The following is a 25,353-nucleotide window of genomic DNA, read 5'->3' as shown; positions in this document are numbered from 1 at the left end:
TTAGCCGCCGTGACTCCCTGAGTTATCCCACCTCCCACAGCCTTAATGGTCTCGTTTTTCCGATCCGTGCTTTTTTCTGTCCTGATTGCGTTTTTCGTCAAATTTCAATAATTATTCATAAACAGAATGACTTAAAGTGTCATAAACTATTACCCGGTTATGGCGACGTCATGACATGGACCCCACACTGCGAAAGGAGACGGAATGCATCACGCGACACCGCTAATCACCACCATTGTCGGCGGGCTTGTACTCGCTTTTATCCTCGGCATGATTGCCAACAAACTGCGTATTTCTCCTCTGGTGGGATATCTGTTAGCGGGCGTGCTGTCTGGCCCCTTTACGCCGGGTTTTGTCGCGGACACCCAACTGGCGCCTGAACTGGCCGAGCTTGGCGTCATTCTGCTGATGTTCGGCGTCGGTCTGCATTTTTCGCTGAAGGATTTGATGGCGGTAAAGGCCATCGCCATTCCCGGCGCGATCGCCCAGATAGCCGTGGCGACGCTGCTGGGTATGGCGCTCTCCAACCTGCTCGGCTGGCCGTTGATGACCGGCATCGTCTTCGGGCTTTGTCTTTCCACCGCCAGTACCGTGGTGCTGCTGCGCGCCCTTGAGGAGCGCCAGCTCATCGATAGCCAGCGCGGACAAATCGCCATCGGCTGGCTGATTGTTGAAGATCTGGTGATGGTACTGACGTTGGTTCTGCTGCCCGCCGTCGCCGGAATGCTGGAAAAAGGCAATACCGGTTTCGCTACGCTTGCCATCGATATGGGGCTGACCATCGGCAAGGTCATCGCCTTTATCGCCCTCATGATGCTGGTGGGCCGTCGCCTGGTGCCGTGGATACTGGCGCGCAGCGCGGCAACGGGCTCCCGCGAGCTGTTTACCCTGTCGGTGCTGGCGCTGGCGTTAGGTATCGCCTTCGGCGCGGTTGAGCTGTTTGATGTCTCCTTTGCGCTCGGCGCGTTCTTCGCCGGGATGGTGCTGAATGAGTCTGAACTGAGCCATCGCGCGGCGCACGACACGCTGCCGCTGCGTGATGCGTTTGCGGTACTGTTCTTTGTCTCGGTCGGGATGCTGTTCGACCCGAGGATCCTTATCGAGCAGCCGCTGGCTGTGCTGGGCACCCTCGTTATCATTCTTTTCGGCAAATCCGCCGCGGCCTTCCTGCTGGTGCGGATGTTCGGCCACTCGCAGCGTACGGCGCTGACCATCGCCGCGAGCCTGGCGCAAATTGGTGAATTCGCCTTTATCCTTGCGGGCCTGGGCATGGCGCTCGACCTGCTGCCGCAGGCGGGACAGAATCTGGTGCTCGCAGGCGCGATCCTGTCCATCATGCTCAACCCGGTGCTGTTCGCCCTGCTGGAAAAATACCTCGACAAAACCGAGACGCTGGAAGAGCAAACCCTGGAAGAGGCTATCGAAGAAGAGAAGCAGATCCCGGTGGATATCTGCAACCATGCGCTGCTGGTCGGCTATGGCCGCGTCGGCAGCCTGCTCGGCGAGAAGCTGATGGCGCAGGGCATTCCGCTGGTGGTGATTGAAACCTCGCGCACCCGCGTGGACGAGCTGCGCGAGCAAGGGATCCGCGCGGTGCTGGGCAATGCCGCCAGCGAGGAAATTATGGCGCTGGCGCACCTCGACTGCGCGCGCTGGCTGCTGCTGACCATTCCGAACGGCTATGAGGCTGGGGAGATTGTCGCCTCCGCCCGGGAGAAATACCCGAACATTGAGATTATCGCCCGCGCGCATTACGACGATGAGGTGACCTATATTACCGAGCGCGGCGCTAACCAGGTGGTGATGGGCGAGCGTGAAATTGCCAGAACGATGATGTCGCTGCTGGAGGAACCGCCGGTGGACGCGGCGGTGACGGCGTAAAAGCGTTCCCCGGCGCGCGCTGCGCCGCCGGGGAGAAAAACTCAACGATCCCAGTAGGACTCTTCGAGGCTGTCTTCCCGCTCCGGCAGGCCGCGCGTCAGGCGTGGCGAATGCTGGTTCAGCACCTGATAGCTCACCCGGTTCGCATACTTACACACCTGGGCCAACGAGGAATAGGTGAGCCAGGTAAACTTGTGCTTGCTGGAGTTCGGCACATTAGAGCGGTGATAGTTATTGGCGGTGATATCGTGCAGCAGCGCCGCCAGCGCGCCGTCTCCCGCACCATTGGTGTTCATTATCTTCTCCGGCCCGCCCATGTACGGCGCGATGTGCGAATAGATTCGCAGCGGATTCTCGCAGTCTTTGTGACGCATCGCGCGGCTGAACTCATACTGGTTGAACTCGGCGATAGCGCCCGGCAGCAGCGGATGCTGGGTTTTGCGTTTGGCTTCTTCTTCGGTAAAACCCGCCATATAAAGGCCAATCGGCCCGGCGGTGCACAGCACCAGATCCACCCAGTCCAGCGCTTTATCGGAGGCCAGCAGCGGGTCGGCGATGCCAGTCAGCGCCTCCGCTTCTTCCTCATTCATGGCGAGAATCGAGACATTCTCTTTCAGGAAGTTCTGCCACCAGGCCGGGTTATCCGCAATGACGTATTTGGTGCCCAGGGTTAACACCACCGGTACGTTGTGCTTTTTGGCATATTCGACGGCTTTCATCGTCGCATCGTGCATCGGTTCGCCCGGCTTACAGCGCACCAGGTAGGCGGTCAGCACCAGCGCTGACGCCCCTGCGATGACCGACTCGGGAATGCTCTCCGGACGCAGCTGGTTCATGTGGCCCGGACTGATGGCAAAGGTACGTTCGCCGTTATCGCCAATCAGCGTGAAGCAGCGGCCAATCGGCCCTTCCACACCCTGCAGGTAGTTGAGGTCGGTACGGCTGGAGGTGTTGCACAGGTAGCGATAGGCATAGCCGCCGATTTCAATATTACGGCACATCACGCCCAGCAGCACAGAACGGTCATCGGCCAGCACGGAGTAGTTGTGCATGGTATTGCCGATAGTGCCGCCGGCAAACTGGTGAGTAATCAGGTTTTCCCGCACCAGCTCCTGATAAAGCGCATCCGCGACATCATCATCAATCACCAGAGAATGACCGGCGCTCAGGCCGTAGCGTTCAACGAACGTGTCATCCACTTTCGCTTCGATATCCACCAGCGTCTGATCGATACCCACCACCCAGGAGGCGCTGGTTTCACTTTCAGGCTGGATTTGCTTGAGCAGCGGATCGCGGGCGTTAACGGGGAAATAGTGTTTGGATTTGCGTTTACCGGGAAATTTCATGATGTGCGGTCGGGTAGCTGTTAACGAGCAGAGAATAGTAACATATTCCCCGCCCGTTCGCTGCTGCGCGCAATCAGCGTACTGACGATGTCAACTTAACCATCATGTCGATATGATCAGGGGTGGCATTAAGCGCTGGAATGTATTCATATTTCTGGCCACCGGCCGCAAGGAAAATCTCCCGGTTTTCGACGGCTATCTCCTCCAGCGTCTCCAGACAATCGGCAGAAAAACCCGGGCACATCACCTGGATGTGCTTTACCCCCTTCTTCGCCAGCATTTTCAGCGTTTCATCGGTATACGGCGCCAGCCACGGCTCGCGGCCAAAGCGCGACTGGAAGGTCATCATCACCTTATCGTGTGGAATACCCAGCGCCGAAACCAGCTCGCGCGTGGTGTCGCGACAGCGTTGCGGGTAATCATCCCCTTCATCGGCGTAGCGCTGGGGAATACCATGATAGGAGAGCAGCAGCAGGTCCGGCTCGCCGTGGGCGGCGAAGGCGGCGCGCGCGCTGTTGGCCAGCGCCCGGATATAGTCTTCGTCATCCGCATAATCGCGAATAAAGGAAATGCCCGGGATGCTGCGCCGGGTCGCCAGAATGCGCGCCAGCGCGTCCCAGACGGCGGCGGCCGTCGAGCAGGAGTATTGCGGATAGAGCGGCAGCACGACGATATGATCGACGTCCTGGGCCAGCAGTTGCTCAACCGCGCTTTCCAGCGATGGCGAACCATAGCTCATGCCAAGCGCGACCGGCGTCTGCGGCAGACGTTGCGCCAGCGCCTGCTGCTGCTGGCGGCTGTAGACCATCAGCGGCGAACCGCCTTCCATCCAGATTGACTGGTACAGCTTCGCCACCCGCGGCGCGCGCAGCGGTAAAATCACCCCGCGCAGTATCGGCCACCACAGCAGGCGAGGCATATCGACGACCCGCGAGTCGCTTAAAAACTGCCGCAGATAGCGTTTCACCGCATCGGATGTTGGCGCGTCGGGAGTCCCGAGGTTGGCAAGCAAAATGCCGGTTTTCGTCTGACGCATTACCGCCTCTTGTCTGTTAACTGGCTGATAATTGTAGCTGAAAAGGCCGTCAGAAGAACCAATTGGTGTGAAAGGTAAAATGAGAATTTTTCTCACCCGCCAGGCGACGGGTGAGCGGAACGCAACTAGCCGAGGATTTTTTCCAGCTCAGCGCGCACGTCGGCAACGGCTTTGGTGCCGTCAACTTTCGCGTACCGGGTATTACCCGCCTGCGCTTCTTTGGAGTAGTAACCGATAAGCGGCGCGGTCATCTGATGGTATTCCACCAGGCGCTTACGGACGGTCTCTTCCTGATCGTCTTTACGGGTCGTCAGCTCTTCGCCGGTGACGTCGTCTTTACCTTCCACCTTCGGCGGATTGAATTTGATGTGGTAAACGCGGCCAGACGCGGCGTGAACGCGACGACCGACGATACGGTCGACAATCAGTTCGTCCGGTACGTCGAACTCCAGCACGTAGTCCACGTTGATGCCCGCGTCTTTCATCGCGTCAGCCTGCGGAATCGTGCGCGGGAAGCCATCCAGCAGGAAGCCGTTACGGCAGTCTTCCTGAGCAATGCGCTCTTTGACCAGGGCGATAACCAGTTCGTCGGTCACCAGTTTGCCTGCATCCATGATGTCTTTTGCCTGTTTGCCAAGCTCAGAGCCAGATTTCACGGCAGCGCGCAGCATATCGCCGGTGGAGATCTGCGGAATACCGTATTTCTCCATGATGAACTGAGCCTGAGTTCCTTTACCCGCGCCCGGAGCGCCAAGCAGAATGATACGCATTGCGAAAATCCCCTTAAAAAGTCGTTTTAATTTTCAAAAGCGCTAAAAGATACCACCAGAACGGCAATGGCTCAAGGAAGGCGACCCGGCTGAAACGGTTAATGGTGAGAATATTATTGTGCAGAAGAAAAAACGCCCTCACCTGGCGGTGAGGGCGTTTTGTCAGGACACCAGCAGCTGGTTCATTCGACGAATAAACAGGTTCGGATCTTCCAGCGTGCCGCGCTCGGCGAACAGCGCCTGATCGAGCAGCAGCTCGACCCACTCGCTGAACTGCGCGTCATTCTGGGTATCCGCTGCGCGTTTCACCAGCGCGTGGTCCGGGTTCAGTTCAAAGATGTACTTCACGTCCGGCACGCTCTGGCCCGCGGCGGCAAACAGTTTTGCCATCTGAGTGCTCATTTCGTCGGCATCGGTGGTGACAATCGCCGGGGTGTCGGTCAGACGGTGGGTCAGACGCACCTCTTTCACTCGCTCGCCCAACAGGTTTTTCACCCGGTCAATGAACGGCGTAAGCGCTTTTTCCGCCTCTTTCGCCGTTTCATCCACCTCATCAGCCAGCTTATCGATGGACGCATCCGCTTTCGCCACCGACTGGAAGGCCTTGCCGTCAAACTCGGTCAGGTAGCTCATCATCCACTCGTCGATGCGATCGGAAAGCAGCAGCACCTCGATGCCCTTCTTACGCAGCAGCTCCAGATGCGGGCTGCTCTTCGCAGCAGCATAGCTGTCGGCAGTGATGTAGTAGATCTTCTCCTGCCCTTCTTTCATGCGGGAGATGTACTCTTCCAGCGACACGGTCTGCGCGGAGGAGTCGGTATGCGTCGATGCGAAACGCAGCAGTTTAGCGATAATCTGCTGGTTCGCCTGATCTTCCGCCGGGCCTTCTTTCAGCACCATGCCGAACTGTTTCCAGAAGGTTTGGTATTTTTCGCCGTCATCTTTCGCCAGCTTTTCCAACATCTGCAGCGCACGTTTGCTCAGCGCGGTGCGCAGGTTGCGGGTGACAGTGCTGTCCTGCAGAATTTCGCGCGATACGTTCAGCGGCAGGTCGTTGGAGTCAATCAGACCGCGGACAAAACGCAGGTAGTTCGGCATGAACTGCTCGGCGTCGTCCATGATGAACACGCGCTGCACATACAGCTTCAGGCCGTGTTTATGATCGCGGTTCCACATATCCCACGGCGCCTGGGACGGAATGTACAGCAGGCTGGTGTACTCCTGCTTCCCTTCCACACGGTTGTGGCTCCAGGTCAGCGGGTCAGTGAAGTCGTGCGCGATGTGTTTGTAGAACTCGTTGTACTCGTCGTCGTTAATTTCCGACTTGTTACGCGTCCACAGCGCCTGCGCTTTGTTGATTTTCTCCCAGGAGACCACGGTTTCGCCGTCTTTCTCTTCCTGGGTTTCAATCTCGACCGGCAGCGCGATATGGTCGGAATATTTGCTAATGATGGAGCGTACGCGCCAGTCGTTCAGGAAGTCGTCTTCGCCTTCACGCAGGTGCAGGGTAATTTCAGTCCCGCGATCGGCCTTAGTGATATCTGCAACGGTGTATTCGCCTTCGCCCTGAGATTCCCAGAACACGCCGCTCTCTGCGCTCTCGCCTGCCGCGCGGGTACGCACGGTGACTTTATCCGCCACGATAAACGCCGAATAGAAACCGACGCCGAACTGGCCGATAAGCTGGCTGTCTTTCGCCTGGTCGGAGCCCATGGACTCAAGAAACGCCTTGGTGCCGGACTTGGCGATGGTGCCGAGATGGTCAATGACCTCGTCGCGGTTCATCCCGATACCGTTGTCGGCAATCGTCAGGGTGCGTTTGTCTTTATCAAACGACACGCGCACGCGCAGTTCACCGTCACCTTCGTACAGATCCGGGTTAGACAGCGCGCGAAAACGCAGCTTGTCTGCCGCATCGGAAGCGTTCGAGATAAGCTCACGCAAGAAGATTTCTTTGTTGGAATAGAGAGAATGGATCATCAGGTGCAGAAGCTGTTTAACTTCTGACTGGAAACCACGGGTTTCTTGTCCTTTCATTTAAAAATTCCTCAATGCCATATTTAAGGTAAAAAAAAGCGTTGAGGGTGAGATGGGGATACGGGGAAGGTTTTTCAAGCGGAAGCCGCCGCAACGACCTCCGTTTGTTCAGAATTTAATCTTGTGACGCCCGGCAAGGGAGTGCGACAGCGTGGTGCCGTCCACCATTTCCAGCTCGCCGCCGACCGGTACGCCATGCGCGATACGGCTGGCGACGACGCCTGACTCCGCGCACAGCTCGGCAATATAGTTAGCCGTGGCTTCGCCTTCCACCGTCGGGTTGGTCGCCAGAATCACTTCCTGCAGCGTTTCGCTGCGCAAGCGCGCTTCGAGCCGGTCGAGGCCGATATCGTCAGGGCCGATGCCGTCTAACGGCGACAAATGCCCCATCAGCACGAAGTAGCGGCCGGAAAATTGCCCGGTTTGCTCAATCGCGTAGATATCCGCAGGGCTCTCTACCACGCAAATCTGACCGTTTTCCTGACGACGCGGGTTCGAGCAGATGTTGCAGACGTCCTGTTCGGTGAAGGTGCGGCAATCGGCGCAGTGGCCGATTTCCGACATCGCCCGGGTCAGCGCCTGCGCCAGACGCATTCCCCCGCTGCGGTCGCGCTGCAGCAGGGTAAAGGCCATGCGCTGCGCCGACTTCGGGCCAACGCCCGGCAGGCAACGCAGCGCTTCCATTAACTGGGTTAACAGAGGGCTGGTCTGCATCAGAACGGCATCTTAAAGCCTGGCGGCAGTTGCATACCGGAGGAAACAGAGGCCATTTTCTCTTTCTGGGTTTCTTCGATACGGCGAGCGGCATCGTTAAACGCCGCAGCAACCAGATCTTCCAGCATATCTTTGTCGTCTTCGAGCAGGCTCGGGTCGATCTCCACGCGACGGCAGTTATGCGCGCCGTTGATGGTGACCTTCACCAGACCTGCGCCGGATTCGCCAGTGACTTCCAGCTGAGCGATTTCTTCCTGCATTTTCTGCATTTTTTCTTGCATCTGCTGGGCCTGCTTCATCAGGTTACCCAGACCGCCTTTACCACCGAACATAGGCTTCTCTCTTAAGTCACGTTTAAAGATAACAACCGGGAGTCAGGCTCACGGTCAAATGGGGCGAATACTCTCTTCATCCAGGTCAGCATCGAAAAACCGACGCAGAGTCTGAATGTTGTTATCCGCAATAATCGCCTCACGCGCCTGCGCGAGTTTTTCTTCATAAATGGCCTGGCGCCACTCCAGCGGCGTACGCACCGCGGGATTATCATCTTCCACGATGGTCAGTTCAACCGTTGAACCGGTTAATTCTCCAAGGGCCTCCGCCAGCGCTTTCTGCGAGCCGGCGCTATTCAGATGACGCTGCGAAGGACGCAGATGTAGACGCACAACGGCGCCCTCCTGCTCTTTCCAGGCATTGAGCGCCACCTGCTCGACCAGCTTCGGTAATTTGAGCTGGCTCACCTGCGCCGCCCAGGCATCGCGCTCTACGGCCTCGACGGCCAGTTTGGCGGCAAGCTCTGGCGTTTTTTCATGCTCCAGCGCTTTTTTCAGCGCCTTCGGCGTCGCGACCTCCGCCTTGACCTCTTCCACAATGGTCGTGGCCTTCCAGCGGTAAGCCTCTTTTTTCTCCGGGCGCTGTTGCTCCAACGCCGACGGCGATGGACGAGCCTGGACGCGGTCGGTCACCGAGGCCAGTCTTTCCAGCGCAGCGTTATTCACCGGCCGCGCGCGGGATGCGGCTGCCGGTTCACTCTTTTTTGCTTTGGGTGCTCCCTGCGCGCGCTGCAGCTGATGGCGTGCCGCCAGTACCTGGCTTGTGGCATCCGGTAGCGCGTCATGCGCGGGGGCGACGGACGGTTGCGTCGGCGCGGGCGGCGGCGTCATCACCGCAGACGGTGCGGTGGGGACAAACGATAGCGCCTGCGCTTCCGGCTCCGGCAGCGGCTTGCTCGGATGGAATGCCAGCGCGCGCAGCAACGTCATTTCAACGCCCATACGCCGGTCTGGCGCGTAGGGCAGCTCTTTACGACCCATCAGCAGCGTCTGATAGTACAGCTGGATGTCAGCAGGCGGAACGGTACGCGCCAGTTCGCGCATACGGTGCTCCACCGCCGCCATATCGCTGCCCAGCGCCGACGGCGACAACTGCACCATCGCGATACGGTGCAGCAGGCTTTGCATCTCCACCAGCAGCGCCTCCCACTCGGCGCCGCGCGATGCGGCGTCGTGGATAAGGGTCATCACGCGCTCGCCGTCAGCGGCAACCAGCGCCTCGATAAGCGACAGCGCCTGAGCGTCATCCAGCGTACCGAGCATGGTGCTGACGGTCTGTGCCGTGAGCTGCCCGTCGCCGCTGGCGATCGCCTGATCGGTGAGGCTCAGGGCGTCGCGCAGGCTACCCTCGGCGGCGCGCGCCAGCAGCTGTAGCGCACGGGATTCAAAATCAATTTTTTCTTCGCCGAGAATGTGTTCCAACTGCGCGCGGATTTGATCGACGTCGAGCGCTTTAAGATGAAACTGCAGACAGCGCGAAAGGATCGTGACCGGCAGCTTTTGCGGGTCAGTCGTCGCCAGCAGAAACTTCACGTGCGAAGGCGGTTCTTCCAGTGTTTTCAGCAACGCGTTGAAGCTGTGGCGCGACAGCATGTGCACTTCGTCGATCAGGTAGACCTTAAAGCGGCCGCGCGCGGGCGCGTACTGCACGTTATCCAGCAGGTCGCGGGTATCTTCAACTTTGGTGCGCGAAGCGGCGTCAATCTCGATCAGATCGACAAAACGCCCCTGTTCGATTTCACGGCAGTTATCGCAGACGCCGCACGGCGTGGCGGTAATACCGGTTTCGCAGTTCAGCCCCTTTGCCAGCAGGCGGGCAATCGACGTTTTCCCGACGCCGCGGGTGCCGGAAAACAGGTACGCGTGATGGATACGACCGGACGCCAGGCCGTTCGCCAGTGCGGTCAGCACATGTTCCTGGCCGACAACGTCAGCAAAGGTTTGTGGGCGCCATTTTCGGGCTAAGACCTGATAACTCATTGGCAGGCTCTGAAACGCTGGAAGGTGGAATACAGGAGGGTAATGCTAACACAACCTCACCCGTTGAGCGAGGTTGTGGGGAGCCACGAGTCAATGACCCGGGAATGGCACCAGGCTGTAGCAGGTAATACCCTGCTTCTCGAGGCGCTGCTCGCCGCCGAGATCGAACAGATTAATAATGAATGCAGCATCGGTGACGTCACCGCCCAGGCGGCGAATCAGCTTCACGGTCGCTTCGATGGTACCGCCGGTCGCCAGCAGATCGTCCACCACCAGCACCTTGTCGCCCGGCTTGATGGCGTCAACGTGGATCTCCAGTTGATCGGTGCCGTACTCCAGCTCGTAGCTTTCCGCGATGGTTTCACGCGGCAGTTTGCGCGGTTTACGTACGGGAACAAACCCCACACCCAGCGCCAGCGCGACCGGCGCACCAAACAGGAAACCACGCGCTTCCGTTCCCACCACTTTGGTGATGCCGGCGTTTTTGTAGCGTTCGGTCAGCAGTTCGATGCTGAGGGCGTAGGCTTTCGGGTCTTCCAGCAAGCTGGTGACATCACGGAAAAGAATGCCAGGCTTCGGATAATCCTGGATGCTTTTGATGCTGTTTTTCAGATATTCAAGCTGCTGTGCAGTTGCGGTCATAGGTGTATGCCTGATTAAAACGGTGTTACTCACAAGGCGCATTGAGCATAAGGAATAAGGTTACACTTGATTAACCTTTAACCAGCCGCGCCCGTGCTCGAAAACGCCAGAATTTACTGGCAGTGAGCGATAAATGCAATAACCATTGCGGCCATTGTTATTTTTGTTGTTCTGAATCAACCACCGGAATTCGCCACATAAATACCAGCAGCCCGGCGAGGATCGCCAGCAGCAGCAAACGCACCCACAGCATATTGACCAGCCAGAGGGAAATCGCGAAGGTAATGAGAATCAGCGCGATCGCTTTGGGTTTCGCGCCGGGCGGCATTGCCCTATGCCGCTGCCAATGGCGCAGATAGCCGCCAAACCAGGAGCGGTACAGCAGCCAGTGATGAAAACGCGGCGATGAACGCGCAAAACACCAGGCTGCCAGCAGAATAAACGGCGTCGTCGGCAACAGCGGTAAAAACACGCCGAGCGTACCGAGCGCTACCGCCAACCAGCCAATGATGATTAGAATAATGCGTTGCATAGTGAGAATCGCTATCAAACAGAACGGCTACTGTAGCACAGGCCGCGGGAGAGAAAGATGAAAACTGACCTGTTACTGCAATCGCTGAATGCGCAGCTCAGGCGCCTGGAGCAGGATATCCGGCCGATGGCATTCCACGCGACGCTGGGACAGCGGTTCGACCGCCAGTTGTTTCGCAACCGGAGCCCGTTTCTGCAGGCCTGCGTTGAAGAGGCGCGGGAGAACCTGCAGGCGCTGGAGCACGCCGTCGCACAGCGGCAAACGGCGCAGGTCGTCTGGCTGGCGGAGCATCTGGCGGCGCAGCTGGAGGCCATTGCGCGGGAAAGCGCCGCCTGGGCGCTACGCGGGTGGGATAGCGGCTCGCCGACGCTCACGCGCTGGCAGCGCAAAAGGCTGCGCCATCAGGACTACGAGCGGCGTCTGCTGGAAATGAAACAGGCGCGCGAGCAGCAGCTGGCGCAGGCGACAACCCTCGCAGAGCAGCAGCGCCTATCCCGTGAAATCGATGCCTTTCGCGGGCGTCTGGCACGCTGCCGGGATGCCTTACAGAATATTGAAACGGTGCTGGCGCGCCTGACGCGCTAACCGAAAGGAGAAAAGATGTCGCTGGAAAACGCCCCGGATGATGTAAAACTCGCGGTAGACCTGATCATGCTGCTCGAAGAGCACGCCATTGCGCCGGAAACGGTATTACGCGCGCTGGAGATGGTCAAACGGGATTTTGAACGTAAGCTGCGTGAAAACGCCGGGAACGCCTGATGCCCACTCCCGAGCGGGAGTGGGTCAGCCAATCATTACGCCTGCAACGGCGTCGGGTCATCGCCTTTCACGTCACGTTTGACTTCCGTGACCTCATCGCCCTTTTCGTTACGCAGATGCACTTCAAGCTGGTTGAAGGCGATATTGATGTCGTTTTCACGGCACAGGCGATCGATCGCGCGGTTTAGCTCATCGACGGTGTAGCTGCGATCGCGCAGTTCACGCACGTACAGACGCAGCTCATGATCCAGCGTGCTGGCGCCAAAGGTGGTGAAGAACACCGACGGCGCCGGATCCTGCATCACCTTCGGATGCTCGTGCGCCACACGCAGCAGCACCTCTTTCACTTTGTCGAGATCCGATCCGTAGGCCACGCCGAGGCGGATCACCACGCGGGTAATGGTATCGCTGAGCGACCAGTTGATCAGGCGCTCGGTCACGAACGCCTTGTTCGGAATGATCACCTCTTTACGATCGAAGTCGGTGATGGTGGTCGCACGAATACGGATCTTGCTGACCGTCCCGGAGAAAGTGCCGATCGTTACCGTATCGCCGATACGTACCGGACGCTCGAAGAGAATAATCAGACCGGAGACGAAGTTCCCGAAGATCTCCTGCAAGCCGAAACCAAGACCGACCGACAGCGCCGCCGCCAGCCACTGCAGTTTATCCCACGAAACACCCAATGAACCAAACACCGTCATCGCCCCGGCGGCGATAATGACGTAGTTCAGGATGGTGGTAATGGCGTAAGAAGCCCCCTGGCGCATGTTGAGCCGCGAGAGCACCAGCACCTCCAGCAGGCCTGGCAGGTTGCGGATAAGCGCCAGCGCCACCATTCCGGCGACCAGCGCAAACAGCAGGCTGCCGAGCGTCACGTTCCTGATGACGTCCGCGCCGGCTTCCGTCACGTTGTAGTGCCAGAGCGTGATGCTGTCGAGATAGGCAAAGACGGTGATAAGATCAGACCAAATCGCCCAGAACAGCACACCGAACAGCGCCACCATCACCAGCATGGTGATACGTAACGTCTGCTGGTTGACCTCTTCCAGCGCAATGCTCGGCTCTTCCTGCGGTTCGACGCCTTCCGCCCCCTCCTTCACCAGGTGCTGGCGACGGGCCAGCGCGCGGCGATAGGCGATTCGGCGGGCCGCGACGCTCAGGCCACGGAGTACGGTCTGGTACAGCAGGTTCCAGAAGATAACGAGGTAGACGGTTTCAATCCAGCGGCCGGACAGGCGCAGCGTGGTGTAGAAATAGCCGGTTGCGGTCAGCACCATGAGCGCGACAGGGACAATCGACAGCGTGGTGATAGTCAGCAGGCGCAGGCCGTGGGACTCTTTATCGCGCCAACTTTCGCGGCACATCGGCCAGACCAGAATCGTTATCGCCAGCAGATTCAGGAAGATGGCGAACTGCCCCAGCACATCGTCCATCAGATGCAGCGGCGACAGCTCCGCCACCACTGACCAGAAGTGCAGCGGCAACAGCGCCAGACTGACACGCACAATCTGGCGACGCCAGTGGCTGGTCAGTTGCGGCGGCATGTTAAAGTGCTTAACGGCGACGCCGTTCTTCTCCAGCACTTTCCAGCACAGCCCAAACACCAGCCAGAACAGCGCCAGCTTCTTACAAAACGCCCATAGCAGATCGCTGATGTTAAGCTGCATGGTCAGCAGGATAAGTCCGGCGGCAAGGATAATCATCACCACTGGCAGCGCGCGGATAAGATCGATAAGAATCGCTTTCGGCGTGTTCAGTTGGCTGTCGTTACGCAGTTGCCCTACCTGAGAGGCAAGTTTCGCCTGATACGCCCGCAGCCAGGACAGACGCCAGCGAATCAACCCGGCTATCAGCAGCAACGGCAGACCGGCGAGGAAAGCGATAAACACCGCAGGCCAGGCTTTCTCCCAGTTCACGGTGATTTTCATCTTACTAAACTGGTCTTTCAGCGCCGACGGGAAGGATTTAAACCATTCCCAGTCCATCGGCTTATTGCTGTTCACCCAGAAAATCTGCTGCGTCAGAATAGAGCGCAGGCTTTTTGATACCCCGACCAACTGCTGCTGGTTGATCTGCAGGTTGATAGCCATCATCAGCTGGTTGCCCAGCTGCTTGTTCATCTGATCCAGCAGCTCGCGGCGCATATCAACCACCTGCAACAGCGCGTCGTGCACTTCAGGATTGACGTCGCTGCTGTGCCCCTCTTCTATCTTAGTGACGTAATCATCGTTCTGGAACAACGCATCGCGCTGCTGGTTAACTTCAAACTGCTCAAGACGCAGGTCGGCGATGCGGTTGGTCATATCCTGCAGTTCGTCCGCGGACGGCAGGGTTTGCTGTTCCTGGTAGAGAATACGCGACAGCAGCAGACTGCCTTTAAGCATCGAAATCTGCTCTTTGATGTTACGTTCCGACTGCAACGCGCGATCGAGCCAGTTTTTAACTTTGATGTTCTGTTGTACCAGCTGGTTGCCGTTCTCGGTGGCTTTAATCAACCGTTCGCTCAGTTGATGGTTGATAACGAGCTCCTGCTTCACCAGCGGGTTCGCCTGAATGCGGGCGGCATCATCCGGTGACATGGCCTCTTTCGCCGTCTTTTCCGTCAGAGTAAGACGCTTGCTGTTTACCGCCTCTTGTAAAAGCTGGAGCTGATGCTCAAGGCGATTGCTGTTGGCCGTGACATAATCACGCTGTTTTTGCAGGGTGTCCTGCAAGACGGTATTGCCTTCAAGGCTTTTCCGCTGCTGGTCAATTTCGGCATTCAGCAGCACCTGCTGTACCAGCAGCATTGTCTGCTGCGTCGGGCGCAGCGCCCCTTCGCCAATCGTCGCGCCGTTCAACCGGTTACGTATCTGCTGCAGTTGTTGGGACGCGTTGTACATGGCGTTTTGCACGCGCTCCGGCTGGGTCTGTAGAGAGACAAGCTGGCTGTTGTAGGTCGCGAGATCGCTTTGCGCAGACTGCAGGTTATCCAGCACGTCGCTGACGCGCGCTTCCAGTTGGCGCATGGAGAGCTGGCTTAAGGTTTTTCGCGTTTCAGCGTCGTTATCCGTATCGCTCAGGGCACTGAGCCCATCCACCGCCTGGCGCATTTTGGTCGGCGCTTGTTCTATCTGCTGCTTGAGCTGCGCGGTCTCGTCTTTTACGCGATCGATTTTGTCGAGCATCTGCAGCGTTTCGGCCAGGTCCTGCTCAATGAGCTTGTCCTGCGGGGAGAGATCTTTTTTCTTGCTCAGGACGGTGAGCTGTTTTTGCACATCGCTACGATCGGGTAAATCGTTGCTGTTCTGTGCGCGGGCCTGACTCAGCGAGATAGAGCCAAAGAAACAAGTCAGGATAACGATAAAAGCGGAAAGCGATTTCCGCCAGCGAGTGTTGTGCGACATAGTGTTAACATGAATGGTGGCAATTACCGGCAAAACCGGGGGCATATACGCGGGCGAAGAATAGCACTTCTGCCCCCCGGCGAACAGCCGTTAGCGCCAGGAATATTCTTAGTCACACCCCGGTTAGCCATCACATTCAGGCGGCAGGCGGCGCCCCCTGGAGCGTCGGGCAAAACTGGAACATTTCCAGCAAGATAGCCACATAGTCCCGGGCCTCTTTTTTCAGGTTGAATGACTCGGGCGCAAACAACCAGTTTTCAACCAGACCGGAGATGTAGCCGCGCATTAAAATCGCCGCCCGACGCGTCAGCAAATTCACCGGCAGGAGTCGGGCGCTCATACATTCCATCAAAGCCTGCTCGATGCGATCATAGCTTTCTAAACACAGGCCGCGCTGCACCTGCTGAACCACTGCCATTTCACCGACAAATTCGCATTTATGGAAGATTATCTCCATCAGCAGGCGTCGACGCTCATCTATTACAGTAGCTTCAAGAATATAGACTAAAATCTCCCTTAAAACAGACAGTGGATCATCAGGGAATTTTACCCGATACTCTGTTTCGAGATCGCCGATGCTGAATTCTGAAAGCTGCCAGATTTCACTGAACAAATCAGATTTGTTTTTGAAATGCCAATAAATGGCGCCGCGCGTGACGCCAGCCGCTTTTGCAATCTCCGCAAGCGAGGTAGATGATACCCCTTGTTGCGAGAACAAACGCAGAGCCACATCCAGTATGTGCTGCCGTGTTTCCAGCGCCTGCTGTTTGGTTTTTCGTGCCATAGGTGAGTGAATTTACAGAGGTTAGTTTACATACATTTATGAATGTATGTACCATAGCATGACGATAATATAAACACAGCAATGGGTTTGTGGACGCTTGATCCATCATCTATTTGAAATCGGACACTAGAGGTTTACATATGAACAAAAACAGAGGGTTAACGCCTCTGGCGGTCGTTCTGATGCTCTCAGGCAGCTTAGCGCTAACAGGATGTGATAATAAAGGAGCTCAGCAAGGGGCGGCTCATATGCCAGAGGTTGGCGTGGTAACGCTCAAAACTGAACCTCTTCAGATGACAACAGAGTTACCCGGTCGAACCAACCCATACCGCGTTGCTGAAGTTCGTCCCCAGGTCAGCGGGATAATCCTGAAACGTAACTTTACCGAAGGCAGTAACATCGAAGCTGGCGTCTCCCTGTATCAAATCGATCCGGCGACCTATCAGGCCGCGTACGACAGCGCGAAAGGCGATCTGGCGAAAGCCGAAGCGGCGGCGAAAATCGCTCAGCTGACGGTAGCCCGTTATCAGAAACTGGTGGGAACGCAGTACATCAGTAAACAAGATTACGACACCGCTGTCGCCAATGCGCAGCAGGCCAATGCCGTTGTTGTGGCCGCAAAAGCCGCAGTAGAAAACGCGCGTATCAATCTGGCGTACACCAAAGTCACCTCGCCCATCAGCGGACGCATTGGCGCGTCATCGGTGACCGAGGGCGCGCTGGTGCAAAACGGCCAGTCGACCGCGCTGGCGACCGTTCAGCAGCTTGATCCGATCTATGTCGATGTGACCCAGTCCAGCAACGATTTCCTGCGTCTGAAACAGGAGCTGGCGAACGGCTCGCTGAAACAGGAAAACGGCCAGGCAAAAGTGACGCTGGTCACCAATGACGGCATTGAGTATCCGCAGGACGGTACGCTGGAGTTCTCTGACGTGACCGTTGACCAGACCACCGGTTCTATCACCCTGCGCGCTATCTTCCCGAACCCGGATCACACGCTGCTGCCGGGGATGTTCGTTCGTGCGAAGCTCGAAGAAGGCGTTAACCCGGATGCCCTGCTGGTGCCTCAACAAGGGGTTACCCGTACGCCGCGCGGTGAAGCCAGCGTAATGGTTATCGGCGAAGGCGACAAAGTCGAAGTTCGCAAGGTGACCGCCACCCAGGCCATTGGCGATAAGTGGTTAGTGACCGCAGGCCTGAAGACCGGCGACCGCGTGATCGTAACTGGCTTACAAAAAATAAGACCGGGCGTTCAGGTAAAAGCGCAGGAAGTGAATTCTGACAATAAACAGCAAGCCGCAGGCGGCGCCCCGTCAGAATCGACCAAGTCTTAACTTAAACAGGAGCCGTTAAGACATGCCTAATTTCTTTATCGATCGCCCCATATTCGCATGGGTGATCGCCATTATTATCATGCTGGCAGGGGGACTTGCGATCCTCAAACTGCCGGTCGCGCAATATCCAACGATTGCGCCGCCGGCCATCGCCATCACCGCCATGTACCCTGGGGCTGACGCGGAAACGGTGCAGAATACCGTGACCCAGGTTATCGAACAGAACATGAACGGTATCGATAACCTGATGTATATGTCCTCAAACGGTGACTCGACGGGTACGGCGACCATTACGCTGACCTTCCAGTCAGGCACCGACCCGGATATCGCCCAGGTACAGGTTCAGAACAAACTGCAGCTGGCGATGCCGCTGCTGCCGCAGGAAGTACAACAGCAGGGCGTGAGCGTTGAAAAAGCGTCCAGCAGCTTCCTGATGGTTGTCGGCGTCATCAACACCAACGGCAGTATGACCCAGGACGATATTTCCGACTACGTGGCGTCGAACATGAAGGACCCCATCAGCCGTACCAACGGCGTGGGCGACGTTCAGCTGTTCGGTTCTCAGTACGCGATGCGTATCTGGATGGACCCGAATAAACTGAACAACTTCCAGTTAACGCCTGTCGACGTGATAAGCGCCCTTAAAGCGCAGAACGCCCAGGTCGCCGCCGGTCAGTTGGGCGGTACGCCGCCGGTGAAGGGCCAGCAGTTGAACGCCTCCATCATTGCGCAGACCCGTCTGACCAATACCAAAGAGTTTGGCAATATCCTGCTGAAAGTGAACCAGGACGGTTCTCAGGTTCGCCTGCGTGATGTGGCGGAAATCGAACTCGGTGGCGAAAGCTACGACGTTGTCGCGAAATTTAACGGCCAGCCGGCATCCGGTCTGGGTATTAAACTGGCGACTGGCGCCAACGCCCTGAACACCGCAGACGCGATTCGTGCAGAGCTCAAGCGTATGGAACCCTTCTTCCCGTCAGGTCTGAAGATTGTGTATCCGTATGACACCACGCCGTTCGTTAAAATCTCTATCCATGAAGTGGTAAAAACGCTGGTTGAGGCGATCATCCTCGTCTTCCTGGTGATGTATCTGTTCCTGCAAAACTTCCGCGCGACGTTGATTCCAACCATCGCCGTCCCGGTGGTACTGCTCGGAACCTTCGCCATTCTTTCGATATTCGGCTACTCGATAAACACCCTGACGATGTTCGGGATGGTGCTTGCCATCGGCCTGCTTGTGGATGACGCCATCGTGGTGGTCGAAAACGTCGAGCGTGTCATGGCGGAAGAAGGCCTGCCGCCGAAGGAAGCGACCCGTAAATCCATGGGTCAGATCCAGGGCGCGCTGGTCGGTATCGCGATGGTGCTGTCCGCCGTATTTATCCCGATGGCGTTCTTCGGGGGGTCTACCGGCGCAATTTACCGTCAGTTCTCCATCACCATCGTGTCGGCGATGGCGCTGTCGGTACTGGTCGCATTGATCCTGACGCCAGCGCTGTGCGCGACCATGCTCAAACCTATCGAGAAAGGCGGCCATGGCGAGCAAAAAGGCTTCTTCGGCTGGTTTAACCGCATGTTTGATAAGAGCACGCACCACTACACCGACAGCGTAGGCAACATCCTGCGCAGCACCGGTCGTTACCTGCTGCTCTATATCATCATCGTGGTCGGCATGGCCTACCTGTTCGTACGTCTGCCAAGCTCGTTCTTGCCGGATGAAGACCAGGGCGTGTTCCTGAGTATGGCCCAGCTTCCGGCAGGGGCGACGCAGGAGCGTACGCAGAAAGTGCTGGATGAGATGACCGACTACTATCTCACCAAAGAGAAAAACAACGTGGAATCCGTGTTTGCGGTTAACGGCTTCGGCTTCGCCGGTCGTGGCCAGAACACCGGTATCGCGTTCGTTTCTCTGAAGGACTGGAGCCAGCGGCCGGGTGAAGAAAACAAAGTCGCGGCGATCACTCAACGCGCAATGGTTCGCTTCTCGCAGATTAAAGACGCGATGGTATTTGCGTTTAACCTGCCCGCTATCGTTGAACTGGGTACGGCAACCGGCTTTGACTTCCAACTGATTGACAAAGGCGGTCTGGGTCACGAAAAGCTGACGCAGGCGCGTAACCAGCTGTTTGGCGAAGTGGCGAAACACCCGGATGTTTTAACCGGCGTGCGTCCGAATGGTCTGGAAGATACGCCGCAGTTTAAGATCAATATCGATCAGGAAAAAGCGCAGGCGCTGGGCGTGTCGATTAGCGACATCAACACCACGCTGGGCGCGGCCTGGGGCGGTAGCTACGTCAACGACTTTATTGACCGCGGTCGTGTGAAGAAAGTGTACTTGATGTCCGAAGCGAAATACCGCATGCTGCCAGCCGATATCGGCAACTGGTACGTTCGCGGCAGCAATGGACAGATGGTGCCGTTCTCCGCTTTCTCGACTTCACGTTGGGAATACGGCTCGCCGCGTCTGGAGCGTTATAACGGTCTGCCATCCATGGAAATTCTGGGTCAGGCGGCACCGGGCAAAAGTACCGGTGAAGCAATGTCGCTGATGGAAGAGCTTGCTGGCAAGCTGCCGTCTGGCATCGGCTACGACTGGACGGGGATGTCCTATCAGGAACGTCTGTCCGGCAACCAGGCCCCTGCCCTGTACGCCATCTCGCTTATCGTCGTCTTCTTGTGTCTGGCGGCGCTGTATGAGAGCTGGTCGATTCCGTTCTCGGTCATGCTGGTGGTACCGCTTGGGGTTGTCGGCGCGCTTCTGGCCGCCACCATGCGCGGGTTGACCAACGATGTGTACTTCCAGGTAGGCCTGCTGACAACCATTGGACTGTCGGCGAAGAACGCGATACTTATCGTGGAATTCGCCAAGGACCTGATGGATAAAGAAGGCAAGGGCCTTATCGAGGCGACGCTTGAAGCGGTGCGTATGCGTCTGCGTCCGATTCTGATGACTTCGCTGGCGTTTATCCTTGGGGTAATGCCGCTGGTTATCAGCTCCGGCGCAGGCTCCGGCGCGCAGAACGCCGTCGGTACTGGCGTAATGGGCGGGATGGTGACCGCAACCATTCTGGCTATCTTCTTCGTTCCGGTCTTCTTCGTGGTGGTACGCCGCCGCTTTAGCAGAAAGAACGAGGACATTGAGCACAGCCACCAGGTTGAGCATCATTAATCGCTAAGCTAATCCCAGGGGCCGCAATTGCGGCCCCTTTTATTTGCGCCGCGGCCTAAAGGCACGTATTGCATCCTCGTTTATTTTATTGTCATCATTTTCTGTATATAATCTTAATAATCTCAGTATTAAATCCACGGGTAATACATAAGCCGAACTTATTCTTTTATTGAAAGCAATTAAGAATTCTCTTAGTTTTTTCCGTAAGATAGCGGTGTATCACCGGGTGATTTCATAACTCAATGAAAATTAAGCGTCTGCACGGGAGCTCCCGCTGTACGCCAGCACGCCCCCACCCTCAAGGCGCATGAGAAAAAGTCTTACCCTCACGCAAAATAACGATATTTGTAATTTTTCGTAATAGCGCGGTGAAATCTTTTAAAGAGTAGATTATAGTTATAGCATTAGATTTATAGCGTTATGTTCCAGGTCAGACAGCAGTATCCATCCCGCAACGGTGTTTGTGAGTTAATCATAAGGGGGATGTGTTATGGACGAATACTCGCCAAAAAGACATGATATTGCACAGCTTAAATTTCTCTGTGAAACCCTGTATCATGACTGCCTTGTTAACCTTGAAGAGAACCGCTCAGGCTGGGTGAATGACCCGACCTCTGCGATTAATCTCCAAATCAACGAACTGATCGAGCATATTGCTACCTTCGCACTTAATTACAAAATTAAGTATAACGAAGACAATAAATTGATCGCACAAATTGATGAATATCTGGACGATACCTTTATGTTGTTCAGTAACTATGGCATTAACGCAGAGGATCTGCAGAAATGGCGAAAATCTGGAAACAGGCTTTTTCGTTGTTTCACGAACATCAGTAGAGCTAATCCTGTTAGTCTCTCCTGTTAAAATTATTACAATCAATAGGTAACTTTATGTCAGAGAAACCCTTAACAAAGACTGATTATTTGATGCGTTTGCGACGTTGTCAGACTATTGACACGCTGGAGCGTGTCATTGAAAAAAATAAATATGAACTTTCAGACAATGAACTGGCTGTTTTTTACTCAGCAGCCGATCATCGTCTTGCCGAACTTACGATGAATAAGCTCTACGATAAAATCCCCGTTTCAGTCTGGAAATTCATACGTTAATGATGTTCTCTGCCACATGAGTGTTGAAAAACGCAAGATGATCGCCGGTGAACCCTACCGCCCAGGCGATGAAACCTTACGCGCCGACCGTCTGCGTGCGAGGCAACTTATTCACCGCTATAACCATACCTCGCCAGACGAGCGCATCGAGCGAAACGCCCTGCTTAGCGAACTGTTCGGTCGGGATCATGATGCGTATATCGAACCGAGCTTCCGCTGTGACTATGGTTACAACCTTTTCCTGGGGCAGAATTTTTACGCCAACTTCGACTGTGTGATGCTGGACGTATGCCCGATCCATATCGGTGATAACTGTATGCTGGCTCCGGGCGTGCATATTTATACGGCGACCCACCCGCTGGATGCCGCAGAACGCAACAGTGGGCTGGAGTTCGGTAAGCCGGTGACCATTGGCGATAACGTGTGGATCGGCGGGCGAGCGGTAATTAACCCAGGCGTTACCGTCGGTGACAATGCCGTTATCGCCTCAGGGGCCGTAGTAGTCAAAGACGTCCCGGCCAATGCGGTGGTCGGCGGTAACCCGGCGCGTGTCATCAAAATGCTGGTGTGACTGTTATGCTTTTTCATAACTGATCTGTTACTTTTCGCCAGAATTAACGCAACATAAAATAACACCATTTCCCGTTCTTCGGACTTTCAGGGGACGCCAATGGCCGAAATCCAACGCCTGCTTACCAACACGATTGATGAGCTGAACACGACTGAGAAACGCGACAACCGGCCGCGTTTCAGCATCAGTTTTATCCGCCGTTATCCTGGCCTGTTTCTGGGGATGTATCTCGGGTTTCTGGCGACGCTTATCGTCATGATGCGTTCCGATACGCTGGCGGATTCCGTGTGGCTGCTGGTGGTGCTGTTCATTTTGCTTAACGGCTTTTTCTTCTTTGACGTCGCGCCTCGCTACCGTTACGAAGATATTGACGTGCTCGATCTGCGCGTATGCTACAACGGCGAGTGGTACAACACCCGCTTCGTACCGAACCAGTTAATCGACACTATCCTGCAGTCGCCGCGCGTCACGGAGCCGTTGAAAGCGCAGCTGCAAAAGATGGTCGCCACCAAAGGCGAGCTGTCGTTCTACGATATTTTCACTCTTGCCCGCGCTGAGTCTGCGTAATCAGTCGGTTGAGCGCCCGTATTGCGGGCGCAAACTGCGACGCTGAGGTATTGCCATAACCCAAAACCAGCCCTGTTTTCCCAATCGCCGGGTTAAGATAAAAACGGCTTAGCGCCGCCGGGGCCAGCTGATACTGACGCGCAAGCTCCGCCGCTCGCACATCGTCAATCCCCGCGATTTCTACCGTCAGGTGCAGGCCGCCTTCGCCGCCGTGTATACAGTGCGGCACGTCCAGCGCCTGCGCCAACGCGTCGCGCAACTGCGCCTGTCGTTTGCGATACAGCCGCCGCATCGCCGCGAGATGGCGGGCATAGTGCCCCTCTTCAATAAACCCTGCCAGCGCCCGCTGCTCAGTGCGGTGCCCACCGCGCAGCAGCGATCGTATCGCCGGTTGCGCCGCCTTCGCCAGCGCCTGCGGCATCACCATAAAGCCAATGCGCAACGACGGAAAAAGCGTCTTACTGAACGTGCCGAGATACACCACCGGCGCATTTTTGACCATGCCGAGCATGGCCGGGACCGGCTCTCCGCTCTTTCGAAATTCACTGTCGTAGTCATCTTCAATTATCCACGCGCCCTGCGCGCTGGCGAAGGTGAGCAGCGCCAGACGGCGGCTGGCGCTAAGCAATTTTCCGGTAGGATACTGATGTGACGGCGAGGTAAATATCAGGCGAGGAACCTCCAGCGTGTTGTCGGGAAACACCATTCCCTCGTCATCGACAGCCATCGCCTTTATCCGCAATCCGGCGGTTAAAAAGGCGCTTCTTGCGCCAAAATAGCCGGGATCTTCCAGCCAGGCGACATCCCCCGGCTCGCTCAGCAGATGGGTGCATAAATTCAACCCTTCCAGCGCGCCTTCGGTAATGACAACCTGACTTGCATCGCAGTGAATACCGCGCGACAGCGCAAGGTGGCGGGCTATCGCGGCACGCAGCGGCCATTCGCCCGCCGAGTCGCCGTACCCCAACAGCGCACTGCCCTCTTCGCGCAGCACCCGGTCCAGCAAACGCCGCCACAGCGGCAGGGGAAAATAGTTTACCGCAGGCGTACCAGGAGTAAACGCCAGCGCGGGTGAATCGCGGCGCGGGCCGGGTGGCAACTGTAGCAAACGCGCAGGCAGCGTAATATCTGCGACAGGCAGCGGCACAACCTCGGTAGCCGCGGGCAATTGCGCAACATGTGAACCCAGCCTGTCGCGCAGTAAATATCCCTCGGTTGCAAGTTGCTCAAGCACGGCATTAATCGTATTTCGCGAGACCATTAACCGCTGGGCGATGGTGCGCGACCCCGGCAGGCGACTGTGCGCCTGCAGGCTGCCGTCGAGCATGGCATCGCGCAGCGCATGATATAGCGTACGCTGTAACGTCTCTGCGTCTCGTTGTTGTAGCGCCCGTACCAGCAAACCATAAAATGCCTCATCTGGAATATTCATCGCCCCTCCTGGTGGTACCATAAAAACATACCGTGATGGTACTTTTTAGGGAACCACTAAATGATTACGCTGCGCAGGTACATTAATAAAAGGAACAGGTATGAGCCAGAATAATCAATTTGGTCAACCGGTTGGCGACGCGCTTCCCGACTGGCAACCGCGCCCTCATCCGCAACGGATGACATTAGCAGGACGGCTTTGCCGCCTGGAGCCTCTTGGCGTACAGCACGCCCACGATTTATTCGCGGCCTATCAGCAGGCGCCGGATACCCGAAGCTGGACCTGGTTGCTACGTGAACCTGATGCGGATGTTGAAAGCTATGCCCGCTGGGTCGCAAGCGTTGTCGATTTGCAGGATCCGATGCATTTCGCCGTCATTGACAGGCAAAGCGGCCTGCCGGTCGGCACGCTGGCGCTGATGCGTATCGACAGCAAAAATGGTGTAATCGAAGTCGGGCACGTCCACTTTTCACCCCGGCTCAGCCGCACGCCGATGTCCACCGAAGCGCAGTGGCTGCTGATGCGTTACGCCTTTGAGACGCTCGGCTATCGTCGCTATGAGTGGAAATGCAACAGCCACAATGAACCGTCGCGTCGCGCGGCATTAAGAATGGGGTTTCAGTTTGAAGGACGTTTTCGCCAGGCGCTGGTGATAAAAGGACACAACCGGGATACCGACTGGTTTTCCATTATCGATAAGGAGTGGCCGCTGGTCGACCAGGCGATGAAAAAATGGCTTGCCGCCGACAATTTCGACGCCGACGGCAAGCAACGAAGTACCCTGGAAAGTTGGCGACAAGCAGTCTGACTAGCGTTTTTTCTTACGCCCCTGCACGGCCTTAAAGCGGGGGTTGCTTTTACAAATGACGTATAAGCGTCCTTTGCGTTTTACTATCTGGCAGTCCGGGTGGCGCTGCTTTGCGCTGCGTAGCGAGTTGAGTACCTGCATCCTTAACCTCGTTTTGCAT

The 25,353-nt window shown here is 56.5% G+C and carries 23 protein-coding genes and 1 other annotated feature; of the genes, 10 read left to right on the top strand and 13 right to left on the bottom strand.

Annotated features, from left to right (window positions below):
• The first annotated feature begins 204 nt into the window (after positions 1-204).
• A complete protein-coding gene (gene ybaL / locus JO226_RS05260; protein ID WP_293494268.1) occupies positions 205-1,881 on the top strand; it encodes a YbaL family putative K(+) efflux transporter in 1,677 nt (558 codons plus the stop codon).
• Positions 1,882-1,922: 41 nt separating this feature from the next.
• Here ybaL and JO226_RS05255 read toward each other — a convergent pair whose 3' ends face one another.
• The 9 genes from JO226_RS05255 to JO226_RS05215 all read right to left on the bottom strand — a co-directional run bounded on the left by JO226_RS05255 (position 1,923) and on the right by JO226_RS05215 (position 11,270).
• A complete protein-coding gene (locus JO226_RS05255) occupies positions 1,923-3,227 on the bottom strand; it encodes an inosine/guanosine kinase (RefSeq protein ID WP_293494265.1) in 1,305 nt (434 codons plus the stop codon).
• 73 nt (positions 3,228-3,300) lie between these two features.
• Complete coding sequence (gene hemH / locus JO226_RS05250; protein WP_293494260.1) at positions 3,301-4,263, bottom strand: ferrochelatase; 963 nt, start codon at positions 4,261-4,263, stop codon at positions 3,301-3,303.
• Between the two features lie 125 nt (positions 4,264-4,388).
• The gene (gene adk, locus JO226_RS05245; RefSeq protein ID WP_293494257.1) at positions 4,389-5,033 is read right to left on the bottom strand and encodes an adenylate kinase; all 645 of its coding nucleotides are present in this window, start codon (positions 5,031-5,033) and stop codon (positions 4,389-4,391) included.
• A gap of 162 nt (positions 5,034-5,195) precedes the next feature.
• Positions 5,196-7,070, bottom strand: coding sequence for a molecular chaperone HtpG (htpG, locus tag JO226_RS05240; RefSeq protein ID WP_293494254.1), 1,875 nt, complete (start codon positions 7,068-7,070; stop codon positions 5,196-5,198).
• Positions 7,071-7,178: 108 nt separating this feature from the next.
• Positions 7,179-7,784: a recombination mediator RecR gene (recR, locus tag JO226_RS05235; protein WP_293494251.1), complete on the bottom strand. Its 606-nt coding sequence runs from the start codon at positions 7,782-7,784 to the stop codon at positions 7,179-7,181.
• Positions 7,784-8,116: a YbaB/EbfC family nucleoid-associated protein gene (locus tag JO226_RS05230; RefSeq protein WP_293494248.1), complete on the bottom strand. Its 333-nt coding sequence runs from the start codon at positions 8,114-8,116 to the stop codon at positions 7,784-7,786. The genes recR and JO226_RS05230 overlap by 1 nt, the downstream gene beginning before the upstream one ends.
• A 54-nt stretch (positions 8,117-8,170) precedes the next feature.
• Entirely contained in the window at positions 8,171-10,096 is a 1,926-nt protein-coding gene (gene dnaX, locus JO226_RS05225; protein ID WP_293494245.1) for a DNA polymerase III subunit gamma/tau, read from the bottom strand.
• Positions 8,777-8,841: a sequence feature (DnaX frameshifting element), on the bottom strand. It overlaps the preceding gene by 65 nt.
• A 90-nt stretch (positions 10,097-10,186) precedes the next feature.
• Entirely contained in the window at positions 10,187-10,738 is a 552-nt protein-coding gene (gene apt / locus JO226_RS05220; RefSeq protein WP_293494242.1) for an adenine phosphoribosyltransferase, read from the bottom strand.
• 157 nt (positions 10,739-10,895) lie between these two features.
• Positions 10,896-11,270 (bottom strand): DUF454 family protein, encoded by a 375-nt coding sequence (locus JO226_RS05215; RefSeq protein ID WP_293494239.1) that lies wholly within the window; start codon positions 11,268-11,270, stop codon positions 10,896-10,898.
• A gap of 57 nt (positions 11,271-11,327) precedes the next feature.
• Between JO226_RS05215 and priC the strand changes: the two genes are divergently transcribed.
• On the top strand, positions 11,328-11,855 hold the full coding sequence (gene priC / locus JO226_RS05210; protein ID WP_293494236.1) for a primosomal replication protein N'': 528 nt from the start codon (positions 11,328-11,330) through the stop codon (positions 11,853-11,855).
• Positions 11,856-11,870: 15 nt separating this feature from the next.
• On the top strand, positions 11,871-12,029 hold the full coding sequence (gene rsmS, locus JO226_RS05205) for a pleiotropic regulatory protein RsmS (protein WP_293494234.1): 159 nt from the start codon (positions 11,871-11,873) through the stop codon (positions 12,027-12,029).
• A gap of 35 nt (positions 12,030-12,064) precedes the next feature.
• On the opposite strand, the gene mscK is transcribed toward rsmS, so the two are convergent.
• Positions 12,065-15,418, bottom strand: coding sequence for a mechanosensitive channel MscK (gene mscK, locus JO226_RS05200; RefSeq protein WP_293494231.1), 3,354 nt, complete (start codon positions 15,416-15,418; stop codon positions 12,065-12,067).
• A gap of 136 nt (positions 15,419-15,554) precedes the next feature.
• On the bottom strand, positions 15,555-16,202 hold the full coding sequence (acrR, locus tag JO226_RS05195; protein WP_293494229.1) for a multidrug efflux transporter transcriptional repressor AcrR: 648 nt from the start codon (positions 16,200-16,202) through the stop codon (positions 15,555-15,557).
• A gap of 140 nt (positions 16,203-16,342) precedes the next feature.
• On the opposite strand from acrR, the gene acrA reads away from it, so the two are divergent.
• The 6 genes from acrA to JO226_RS05165 all read left to right on the top strand — a co-directional run bounded on the left by acrA (position 16,343) and on the right by JO226_RS05165 (position 22,953).
• On the top strand, positions 16,343-17,536 hold the full coding sequence (gene acrA, locus JO226_RS05190) for a multidrug efflux RND transporter periplasmic adaptor subunit AcrA (RefSeq protein ID WP_293494227.1): 1,194 nt from the start codon (positions 16,343-16,345) through the stop codon (positions 17,534-17,536).
• Positions 17,537-17,558: 22 nt separating this feature from the next.
• Positions 17,559-20,705 carry a multidrug efflux RND transporter permease subunit AcrB gene (gene acrB / locus JO226_RS05185; RefSeq protein WP_293494225.1) on the top strand — a complete coding sequence of 1,049 codons (3,147 nt, stop codon included), beginning with the start codon at positions 17,559-17,561 and terminating at the stop codon, positions 20,703-20,705.
• Positions 20,706-21,195: 490 nt separating this feature from the next.
• Positions 21,196-21,570: an Hha toxicity modulator TomB gene (tomB, locus tag JO226_RS05180; RefSeq protein WP_293494222.1), complete on the top strand. Its 375-nt coding sequence runs from the start codon at positions 21,196-21,198 to the stop codon at positions 21,568-21,570.
• A gap of 26 nt (positions 21,571-21,596) precedes the next feature.
• On the top strand, positions 21,597-21,815 hold the full coding sequence (locus JO226_RS05175) for an HHA domain-containing protein (RefSeq protein WP_013367304.1): 219 nt from the start codon (positions 21,597-21,599) through the stop codon (positions 21,813-21,815).
• Positions 21,816-21,831: 16 nt separating this feature from the next.
• Positions 21,832-22,386 carry a maltose O-acetyltransferase gene (gene maa / locus JO226_RS05170; protein ID WP_293494218.1) on the top strand — a complete coding sequence of 185 codons (555 nt, stop codon included), beginning with the start codon at positions 21,832-21,834 and terminating at the stop codon, positions 22,384-22,386.
• 99 nt (positions 22,387-22,485) lie between these two features.
• Positions 22,486-22,953, top strand: coding sequence for a YlaC family protein (locus JO226_RS05165; protein ID WP_293494216.1), 468 nt, complete (start codon positions 22,486-22,488; stop codon positions 22,951-22,953).
• Here JO226_RS05165 and JO226_RS05160 read toward each other — a convergent pair.
• Positions 22,925-24,385, bottom strand: a complete 1,461-nt coding sequence (locus JO226_RS05160) for a PLP-dependent aminotransferase family protein (protein WP_293494214.1) — start codon at positions 24,383-24,385, stop codon at positions 22,925-22,927. The two genes, JO226_RS05165 and JO226_RS05160, sit on opposite strands and share 29 nt — an antisense overlap.
• A gap of 100 nt (positions 24,386-24,485) precedes the next feature.
• On the opposite strand from JO226_RS05160, the gene JO226_RS05155 reads away from it, so the two are divergent.
• The gene (locus JO226_RS05155) at positions 24,486-25,193 is read left to right on the top strand and encodes a GNAT family protein (RefSeq protein ID WP_293494212.1); all 708 of its coding nucleotides are present in this window, start codon (positions 24,486-24,488) and stop codon (positions 25,191-25,193) included.
• Here JO226_RS05155 and ykgO read toward each other — a convergent pair whose 3' ends face one another.
• Positions 25,194-25,334 (bottom strand): type B 50S ribosomal protein L36, encoded by a 141-nt coding sequence (gene ykgO, locus JO226_RS05150; RefSeq protein WP_006818844.1) that lies wholly within the window; start codon positions 25,332-25,334, stop codon positions 25,194-25,196. It lies immediately after the preceding gene.
• Positions 25,335-25,353: the final 19 nt, after the last annotated feature.

Source organism: Pluralibacter sp. (assembly GCF_019237635.1).
Taxonomy (GTDB): domain Bacteria; phylum Pseudomonadota; class Gammaproteobacteria; order Enterobacterales; family Enterobacteriaceae; genus Enterobacter_B.
Note: the sequence above shows the minus strand (reverse complement) of the source record. Positions and strands in the feature narration are given on the sequence as shown.

Excerpts from the sequence above, each read along its gene's own strand:
- ybaL (WP_293494268.1), top strand. The coding sequence starts at position 205 with ATGCATCACGCGACACCGCTAATCACCACCATTGTCGGCGGGCTTGTA.
- rsmS (WP_293494234.1), top strand. The coding sequence starts at position 11,871 with ATGTCGCTGGAAAACGCCCCGGATGATGTAAAACTCGCGGTAGACCTG.
- JO226_RS05160 (WP_293494214.1), bottom strand. The coding sequence starts at position 24,385 with ATGAATATTCCAGATGAGGCATTTTATGGTTTGCTGGTACGGGCGCTA.
- mscK (WP_293494231.1), bottom strand. The coding sequence starts at position 15,418 with ATGTCGCACAACACTCGCTGGCGGAAATCGCTTTCCGCTTTTATCGTT.
- hemH (WP_293494260.1), bottom strand. The coding sequence starts at position 4,263 with ATGCGTCAGACGAAAACCGGCATTTTGCTTGCCAACCTCGGGACTCCC.
- htpG (WP_293494254.1), bottom strand. The coding sequence starts at position 7,070 with ATGAAAGGACAAGAAACCCGTGGTTTCCAGTCAGAAGTTAAACAGCTT.
- acrB (WP_293494225.1), top strand. The coding sequence starts at position 17,559 with ATGCCTAATTTCTTTATCGATCGCCCCATATTCGCATGGGTGATCGCC.
- acrR (WP_293494229.1), bottom strand. The coding sequence starts at position 16,202 with ATGGCACGAAAAACCAAACAGCAGGCGCTGGAAACACGGCAGCACATA.
- recR (WP_293494251.1), bottom strand. The coding sequence starts at position 7,784 with ATGCAGACCAGCCCTCTGTTAACCCAGTTAATGGAAGCGCTGCGTTGC.
- JO226_RS05175 (WP_013367304.1), top strand. The coding sequence starts at position 21,597 with ATGTCAGAGAAACCCTTAACAAAGACTGATTATTTGATGCGTTTGCGA.
- JO226_RS05215 (WP_293494239.1), bottom strand. The coding sequence starts at position 11,270 with ATGCAACGCATTATTCTAATCATCATTGGCTGGTTGGCGGTAGCGCTC.
- JO226_RS05230 (WP_293494248.1), bottom strand. The coding sequence starts at position 8,116 with ATGTTCGGTGGTAAAGGCGGTCTGGGTAACCTGATGAAGCAGGCCCAG.
- maa (WP_293494218.1), top strand. The coding sequence starts at position 21,832 with ATGAGTGTTGAAAAACGCAAGATGATCGCCGGTGAACCCTACCGCCCA.
- JO226_RS05155 (WP_293494212.1), top strand. The coding sequence starts at position 24,486 with ATGAGCCAGAATAATCAATTTGGTCAACCGGTTGGCGACGCGCTTCCC.
- JO226_RS05165 (WP_293494216.1), top strand. The coding sequence starts at position 22,486 with ATGGCCGAAATCCAACGCCTGCTTACCAACACGATTGATGAGCTGAAC.
- tomB (WP_293494222.1), top strand. The coding sequence starts at position 21,196 with ATGGACGAATACTCGCCAAAAAGACATGATATTGCACAGCTTAAATTT.
- priC (WP_293494236.1), top strand. The coding sequence starts at position 11,328 with ATGAAAACTGACCTGTTACTGCAATCGCTGAATGCGCAGCTCAGGCGC.
- JO226_RS05255 (WP_293494265.1), bottom strand. The coding sequence starts at position 3,227 with ATGAAATTTCCCGGTAAACGCAAATCCAAACACTATTTCCCCGTTAAC.
- ykgO (WP_006818844.1), bottom strand. The coding sequence starts at position 25,334 with ATGCAGGTACTCAACTCGCTACGCAGCGCAAAGCAGCGCCACCCGGAC.
- apt (WP_293494242.1), bottom strand. The coding sequence starts at position 10,738 with ATGACCGCAACTGCACAGCAGCTTGAATATCTGAAAAACAGCATCAAA.
- acrA (WP_293494227.1), top strand. The coding sequence starts at position 16,343 with ATGAACAAAAACAGAGGGTTAACGCCTCTGGCGGTCGTTCTGATGCTC.
- adk (WP_293494257.1), bottom strand. The coding sequence starts at position 5,033 with ATGCGTATCATTCTGCTTGGCGCTCCGGGCGCGGGTAAAGGAACTCAG.
- dnaX (WP_293494245.1), bottom strand. The coding sequence starts at position 10,096 with ATGAGTTATCAGGTCTTAGCCCGAAAATGGCGCCCACAAACCTTTGCT.